Source organism: Promicromonospora sp. NPDC023987 (assembly GCF_040639055.1).
In the GTDB taxonomy this organism is placed as follows: domain Bacteria; phylum Actinomycetota; class Actinomycetes; order Actinomycetales; family Cellulomonadaceae; genus Promicromonospora.
On record NZ_JBEZZF010000001.1, the window covers coordinates 300,986 to 308,523 of the forward strand.

The window sequence follows — 7,538 nt, forward strand, 5'->3', positions numbered from 1 at the left end:
GCGAACGGCCGAGCCCGGTCTCCTCGGCCTTCCTCAGGGCTGCCTACGACGGGACGTGGTCCTTCCTCCGAGCGGCTCCGGCCCGGGCGAAACCCATCACCTGTTCGTCGACGACGGCGATCGCCTCGGCGTCGTCGAGGACGCCGAGTCGCACCGCGCTCGAAGGCGCCTCATCCGTCCGCAAGCTCCTCTGGATCGACCTGATCGACCGGACCCGTACGAACGCTGGCCGCGGAGCGGTGACGGTACTCTCAGATCCCGCGTCCGGGTCTGTCACGCGTGTGGCAGCCCGAGGACGTCCCGATCCAGACGTCGTCGTCAACGGCCCGAAGGGAGTGCCCGTGCGCGTGAGGATCCTCGGTCCGGTGGAGGTGTCGGACGGTCTGGGGTGGGCTCCGGTCACAGCGGCGCGGTGCCGAGCCGTCCTCGGCACGATCGTCGCGCACTCCCCGCATCCGGTCCCGGTCGAGGACATCGTCGAGGACGTCTGGGGGCCGGTGCCCCCCAGCTCGGCCGCGGCCCAGACGTACAGCTATGTGCACAGGATCCGTACGCTGCTCGGTGACCCGCAGGGTATGAGCCTGAGACTGTCGGACTCCGGCTACGTGCTGGACACCGAGCGCGCCGGGGTCGACGCTCGGAGCTTCGAGGCGGGGATCAGTGACGGGCGGCGGGCGTTCGAAGCGGGCAGCCTCGACGAGTCGCTGGACCTCTTCGAGACCGCCCTGTCCCGATGGCGCGGCGAGCCGTTCGACGGCAGTCCGCCGGGCGAGCGCGCCGTCGAGCTCGCCCACCGCCTGACCAGCCTTCGCATGGCGGCGGTCGAGGACTGCTTCCAGGCGCGGCTCGACCTCGGTCAGCACAGGAGAGTCGTCGACGACATCGAGGAGCAGATCGCTCGGAACCCTTTCCGGGAACCGCTGTGGCGTCAGTTCCTGGTCGCCCTCTACCGTAGCGGCCGGGCCGGTGAGGCGCTGCAGCAGTACGACCGGCTGCGGCGTCGGCTCGCGGACGAGCTCGGCACGGACCCGAGCCTCGCCACGCGGACTCTCCACGAGCAGATCCTGCACGAGTCACTGCCGGGCGACGAAGCACCGTCGTCGCCCGACTCCGCGTCGCCGGCGCTGCCGCCCGCTCCTCCGGCGCTCCGCCAGCTCCCGCCCGGGCTTCCGGACTTCTGCGGCCGTGCGGGGGAGGTCGACCAGCTCACTGCTCTTCTCGACGGTGACGACGACGAGGGCGGGACCGACCAGGCCACCGTCGTCGTCGTGCACGGGATGCCCGGCACCGGCAAGTCGAGCCTCGCCGTGCACGTCGCCCGCGCCGTGAGGAAGCGATACCCCGATGCTCACCTCCGGCTCGACCTCGGGGGCACCAGCCCCGGCCCCCGGCGGCCGGACGAGCTGCTGACCACGATGCTGCAGTCCATCACCGGTTTCGGCCACATCCTTCCGACCGCCCAGGACGACCGTGCCGCCCTACTGCGCTCGTTGTTGTCCGAACGCAGCGTCCTGCTCCTGCTCGACGACGCCGCGGACGCGGGTCAGGTCCTTCCGCTCCTGCCGCCCAACGGCCGGTCGGCGGTGGTGGTCACCAGCCGCAGGATGCTACCCGAGCTCCCGGGTGCCCTGCGGGTGCATCTGGACACGCTCACCTCGGCCGACGCGCTGCGGCTGCTCGCCCGCATCGTCGGGCAGGAGAGGATCGAGGACGAGCTCGACGACGCCCGGGCCATCTTGCGTCTGTGCGGCTTCCTGCCGTTGTCGATCCGGATCGCCGGCGCGAAGCTCGTAGGCCGCCCGTCCTGGCCGCTGGCCCGTCTGCGCGAACGGTTGGAGGACGAGACACGTCGGCTGGGCGAGCTGAGCATCGGTGACCTCGACGTGCGTGCGAGCCTCGATCTGTCCCTGCGGTCCCTGTCCGACGACGCCGCGACGGCCTTCGACCTCTTCGGTCTGCTCGGCGTGAGCGAGGCGCCGGCCTGGTCGTTCGGTGCGCTGCTCGACACAGCGGAGCATGACCACGTGCTCGATGAGCTCGTCGACGCCGGTCTGCTCCAGCAGGCCGGCGTCGACGAAGCAGGGCAGCTCCGCTACCGGATGCACGACCTGCTGCGTGCCTATGCCCGGCAGCGAGCGTCGCAGCGCGGACCGGGGGTGTGCCGGCGTGCCGCGGCACGTGTCGTGCACGGCTGGACGCTCCTGGCCGGCGAACTCCGGAGGAACCGCACGCACAGCTTCTTCGATCCCCCGGACCGCCCGCGCGACGCGGTGCCGGAGCCGGTGCCGTCCTGGATCCCCCGCACGAAGGAAGGCCCACTCGACCACTCCGCCAGCACGAGCTGGATCGCGGTCGAGCGCCAGAGCCTGCTGGAAGCCGTCAATCTCGCCTGCCGGCAAGGCCTCGCGCGAGAAGCGTACGGTCTGGCCGCCGTGCTCGGTCCGCTGTACGACGAGTACGCCCTGTACGAGGACTGGCGCGCGAGCCACCTTGCGGTGCTGGCCTGCCCCGGCCTCGATCCGCTCGCGGCGGCGACGCTGCAGCGCGGGCTGGGTCAGGTGCACATCTACAAGGGCGACATGGACACCGCCGCCGAGTACCTGACCCGCTCGACGAACACGTACCGGGACCACGGCGAAACGGTCGGTGCCGCGCTGGCGCACGCCGGGCTGGCGACGGTCGCTCGGTGCCGTGGCAGGTATCCCGAGGCAGAAACCATCCTGCGCGACGCACTGACCGTGGTCCATGCCGCCGGCGACCTCCCGAAGGAGTCGGTGCTGCGCAACGGAATCGGTCGGCTGCTGGTCCTCCAGGGCCGTACGGATGAGGCCAGAGGCTGGCTCGATGACGCGATCTCCCTCGCGCGTCGCACCGCAGACCCCCACCGGGAGGCGGTGGCGCTGCGGGACGTGGGTGCCCTGGAGCTCGCCGACGGGCGCGCCGACATGGCACGGCAACGGCTCGACGAGGCGGCCCGGACGTTCTGGATGCTGCACGACGAACGCTGTGCCGCCGCGACGCTCCTCCAGATGGGGCCGGTCCTGGCGGCCCTGGCGGACCGGGAACGCGCGGTCGCCTCGCTGAGCGAGGCCGCCGACTTCTACCACAGCCACGGCCTGTGGGACGACGAGCAGCGCTCCCTCTCGCTCATCGCCGACCTCACGGTTTCGACGGATGGTTCTCGGCAGTCCTTGGCCGACGAGGGCTGACTCCCGGTCACCAGCTTCGACCAGCTGTTGGTGACCGGGAGTCAGGTCCGGGCCAGGACGGCTGGATGCCATGCCCTGCCCACCGCACGGGACGTGGTTCAGTTCTCGCGGAGTCCTCGAGCGACCCAGAAGTTGGTCGGGTCGGGGTTTTCCAAGGTCCAGTCGTCAACGCTGACAGCCGCGCTGGTGTGCCGACCCGGCCGCATCTCCACGTGCGTGTGCGCAGCCGACGACGAGCTGACACCTCGCCACGACTCGTAGCCGATGACGTCGCCCGTGTGGACGTAGTCCCCGGCGTCGACGGAGTCCTTGGGGTTGGCGTGCAGATAGACCACCGTCTTGTTGATGGCCGAGTAGTAGACCGCGATCGTGGACAGACCGGCACGGCCGGTGTACCCCTCGGAGACACGGGTGACCCAGCCCCGTGCCAGGGCATGGACCGGGGTTCCGATGCCCTTCGCCATGTCGATGCCCTCGTGGCGGCCCGGGGTGTTGACATAACCGTCGAAGTGGGAGGTGATCGTGCCGCCGCCGGCCTCGTAGAGCTGCCAGGCGATTCGGTTCAGGTTGCCGATGTGCATGCCGGCGTTGTCGTTGTTGAGGGTCGAGTTCAGGTTGGCGGCCGAGTTGGCGCCGATCTTCTGACCCGCTCCTCGGTAGCCCGAGTTGTAGTAGACCCCGACGGTCTTGCTCGTCCGGTTCCACACCGAACCGACCTGGTTCTTCAGGCACTGCCCGCGCTTGGACCCGGTGACGAACGTGGCGCAGCCCGACCCGGTACCGAAGTCCTTCCAGCTGTTGACGACGTCGCGCATCGAGCCGCTGCGTCCGGTGCCGTCGTAGAGGCAGACCTCGCCGCTGTCGCAGACGCCGTTGTTCACGGCGGCCGAGGCGGACGGGGCGACGGCCGCCGTCGCCCCGAACATCACGGCGGCGACCCCCGCCAGCGCGAGAGCTTTCTTCAGTGGTGACATGGTGACTTCCCTTCAGTTTGAACGGTTTGCCAAGAAGGACCGCACCGGCGGCCGCCGGTGCGGGGTTCAGGTCAGTGGCACTCCCAGGCGGTCCCAGGAACCCTGCCCGGGCCATCCGTCAGCGTCCGCACCTGAGTACCCGAGCTTTCGCTGCCAGTTCGCGTACGACTCCCGGTCGGCCTCGGACCACTGCGCCCCCGGACCCACCTCATAGACGGCGCACCCCTCGGCAACGAGACGGTGGCCCATGGCGGTGACGACCGTGGAGCGCGGGCTAGTGCGGAACCAGTCGGCCCCCGGGAACGGCTCCTTGGCCCCCGCCGTCTGCCGGGGCACCTTGAGCGCCTCCCAGGAGATCTGTCCGGGCCACCCGTCGGCCGCGGTGCCGGAGAACCCGAGCTTCTCCTGCCACAGCGCGTACGACTGCCGGTCCACGTCCGACCACTGCGGACCGGGTCCCGACAGATACGCGCTGCACCGCTCGACGACCAGGCGGTTGCCCATGGCGGTGACGATCGAGCTGTTGGGGCCGTCGTGGAACCAGTCGGCGCCGGGGAAGGGCTCGTACTCGGCGGTGGACTGCTTGGGCACCCGCAACTGGTCCCAGGAGGTCTGTCCGGGCCATCCGTCGGCGCCGGCGCCCGAGTACCCGAGCTTCTCCTGCCACAGCGCGTACGACTGCCGGTCCACGTCCGACCACTGCGGACCGGGTCCCGACAGGTACGCGCTGCACCCCTCGGCGACCAGACGCACCCCCATCGCGGTGACCACGGGGCTGTTCGGGTTGTCGTGGAACCAGTCGGCGCCGGGGAAGGGCTCGTACTCGACCGGGCCGGGTGCGGCGCCGGTGTCCGGCACCCGCAACCGGTCCCAGGAGGTCAGCCCGGGCCATCCGTCGGCGTCGGCGCCGGCGTAGCCGAGGGACCGCTGCCAGCTCGCGTAGGACTGGCGGTCGACGTCGGACCACTGCGGACCGGGGCCGATCTTGTACAGGCCGTGGCCCTCCGCCACGAGCCGCTCGCCCATCGCGGTGACGATCGGGCTGTTGGGGGCACCCTTGAACCACGCGGTGCCGGGGAACGGTGTGTAGGAACCTCCCGGCGGTGTGGTGGTACCGGGGTCGGGATCGTCCAGGTCCTGGCCTCGTCCGGGGATGATGAGCTCTTGGCCGGAAACGATCGGGTAGTCGGGGTACTCCAGGTCGTTGACCTCGGCGATGTAGGTGTAGGGGACCCCGTAGCGGTTGGCGATCCCCTTCAGCGTCTCGCCGGGCTGCACGACATGGGTGGTCCCGCCGCTCGACGAGCCGGGGTCCAGCGACCCGTCCTGGACCATGCCGTACAGCGGGCCGCCGGGGCACGAGGTGCTCCTGACGTCCCTGTGGCCGATGATCGCGGACCCCGCGCCGTAACGCCGCAAGTAGGCGATGGCATCCTTGATCCCTTCGACCATGTCGGGTGTGGGCCGGTACGCGAAGCCGAAGCCGTCAGCCGCACCGAGGAAGCACAGGATGCCGTAGTAGTCGTGGTTGGCCTCGGTGCTCCCCTGCGACGCGGACCGAACGTCCTTCCCACGCCCCTCGAAGACATAGCCGTGCAGGCAGACGGCCAGGTTGTACGCGATGTCGCCCCAGCCCCGGCCGTCCATGTGGAAGTTCTGTACCGACCGCATCCTGGCGGCGCACCGGGAGTGACTGATCGCGATGGATGACTCACCCTCGTAGTGCATCGCCACACCACGCCAGCCGAACCCGGCGGGATAGTCGTCGACGTGCGGTGCGCGTGCTCCCCACTCCGCGCGAGTTACGAATCTCATGGCTCTCTTTCCTGTGGTCCGTGCCCGGCACCTCGGTGCCCGGCGAGGGTCTGTGCCCGGCGAGGCCGGGCTGTCTCGGAGATCAGTCGAGGGAGTACGCGTACCGGCCAAGGCCCAAGCGGTCCACGGCGCAGCCCTCCGCACGGGACCGGTCGGCGAGGGCGGTGAGCGTCGTGGAGACCTCGACGCCCTGCCGTCCGGCGTAGTGGTCGTGGAGGAGCGCCCAGGCGGGACCGGTCTCGGAGATTCCCCACAGCCGGTCCTTGTTCTGGAAGTGCTCGTAGTCCCGCGTGGTGCCGGCGACGAACGACGCCGAGGCGAGGAGCCGCGAGCCCTGTGACGAGTAGAGGTCGTATCCCTGGTTCCAGGCCGTCTCACAGACCGCGGCCGCCAGGCCCGTCGCGATGATCGAGTGGACCTGGCCTGCCCCCTCGTCGTGCGCGAACGGGATGGTGTTCGCGATCGGCGCCCCGGGGCGGTGGTCGAAGAGATCCACGGACTGCGCCAGCAGCGCGTCGTCGTCACTGAAGACCGCGATCGACATCATCGACGCCAGATGAGCGAGGTCCCAGACGATCCCGAACCGTGATCCGCACCCGTCGTCCTCGTCCAGCAGGCGGCTCTGGTTCAGCGGGAGGAACACGTCGCGGAGCATGGTGCCGAACGCCTCGGTGTCGAGATCGTCGCGGTCGCGCACAAGCTCAGCCGCATTCGCGAGCAGGAACCCGTGGATCCCGGAGGCCAGGTACGTCGCCGGCTGCCCGGCCACCGAGCGGAGCTCCGCGGACCACGCGCCGAGGATCCGGCAGGCAGCTCGCGCGTGGTCCTCGTCACCACCCAGGCGCCAGATCAGCGCGTTCTGGTAGGCGGCGTGGGTGTCGTCGAGCAGCGTGTGATGGTTCGACGCGGCCCCGCCGACCCGCAGCACCGCCGAAGGTGTCGGCGTCCAGCTCGCGCTCGAACGAGGATCGGCGGTCAACCGCGACCAGGCGACGGCGACCGGGTCCGCGCTCTCGGCGATCCCTGCCGTGACCGCCTTGAGCTGCTCGTCGGTGTGGAGCGCTCCGGGATGGACAAGTCCGCCGTCGGACCGGCCGAGCGGGGCCGCGAAGGCAGCGGGGCTCACGCCGAGGGACGACACCGCGCTCCCCACGCCCATCACGGCGAGGCCTCTCAAGAACTGACGCCGGCTCGCGTCGTAGGACATCAGGGTCGATGGCACACCATGCTCCTCACAGGTCGGGCCCAGGCGAAGAAGCCCCCTGGTCGACTGATCTCGTACGTGAAGACTGGCGGACGCCGCTATGGGCGGTCCATGCGCGGTCCATGTCCGTTCCACGCCCGTGCGCGGCCGCAAGGCGACCGATCGAAGGTGGTCGTCAGCGCGACCCACCTCGTTCGCGTCACCCATCCAGGCCGGACTCAGCAACTGCAACCGGCGGCAGTCTGAGGGTTGGGACGCAAAGAGGCCCGGGTCCGCGGAATTCCGCGTAGAGCAGGACCCGGCCGGACTTCCGGAGCGCGGACGTACGGGCGGCCA

General features: G+C 70.3%; 5 protein-coding genes. 1 reads left to right on the top strand and 4 read right to left on the bottom strand.

The window, feature by feature from the left end; genetic code table 11:
* Positions 1–43 precede the first annotated feature (43 nt).
* On the bottom strand, positions 44–184 hold the full coding sequence (locus AB0F40_RS01385; RefSeq protein WP_357462964.1) for a hypothetical protein: 141 nt from the start codon (positions 182–184) through the stop codon (positions 44–46).
* A gap of 157 nt (positions 185–341) precedes the next feature.
* Here AB0F40_RS01385 and AB0F40_RS01390 point away from each other — a divergent pair, with 157 nt between their 5' ends.
* Positions 342–3,209 carry a BTAD domain-containing putative transcriptional regulator gene (locus AB0F40_RS01390; protein WP_357462967.1) on the top strand — a complete coding sequence of 956 codons (2,868 nt, stop codon included), beginning with the start codon at positions 342–344 and terminating at the stop codon, positions 3,207–3,209.
* A 98-nt stretch (positions 3,210–3,307) separates the two neighbouring features.
* On the opposite strand, the gene AB0F40_RS01395 is transcribed toward AB0F40_RS01390, so the two are convergent.
* The 3 genes from AB0F40_RS01395 to AB0F40_RS01405 all read right to left on the bottom strand — a co-directional run bounded on the left by AB0F40_RS01395 (position 3,308) and on the right by AB0F40_RS01405 (position 7,220).
* Complete coding sequence (locus AB0F40_RS01395) at positions 3,308–4,183, bottom strand: peptidoglycan DD-metalloendopeptidase family protein (RefSeq protein WP_357462970.1); 876 nt, start codon at positions 4,181–4,183, stop codon at positions 3,308–3,310.
* 66 nt (positions 4,184–4,249) lie between these two features.
* Positions 4,250–5,998, bottom strand: a complete 1,749-nt coding sequence (locus AB0F40_RS01400; protein ID WP_357462973.1) for a peptidoglycan-binding protein — start codon at positions 5,996–5,998, stop codon at positions 4,250–4,252.
* Between the two features lie 82 nt (positions 5,999–6,080).
* Positions 6,081–7,220, bottom strand: coding sequence for an alginate lyase family protein (locus AB0F40_RS01405; protein WP_357462976.1), 1,140 nt, complete (start codon positions 7,218–7,220; stop codon positions 6,081–6,083).
* Between the last annotated feature and the right edge of the window lie 318 nt (positions 7,221–7,538).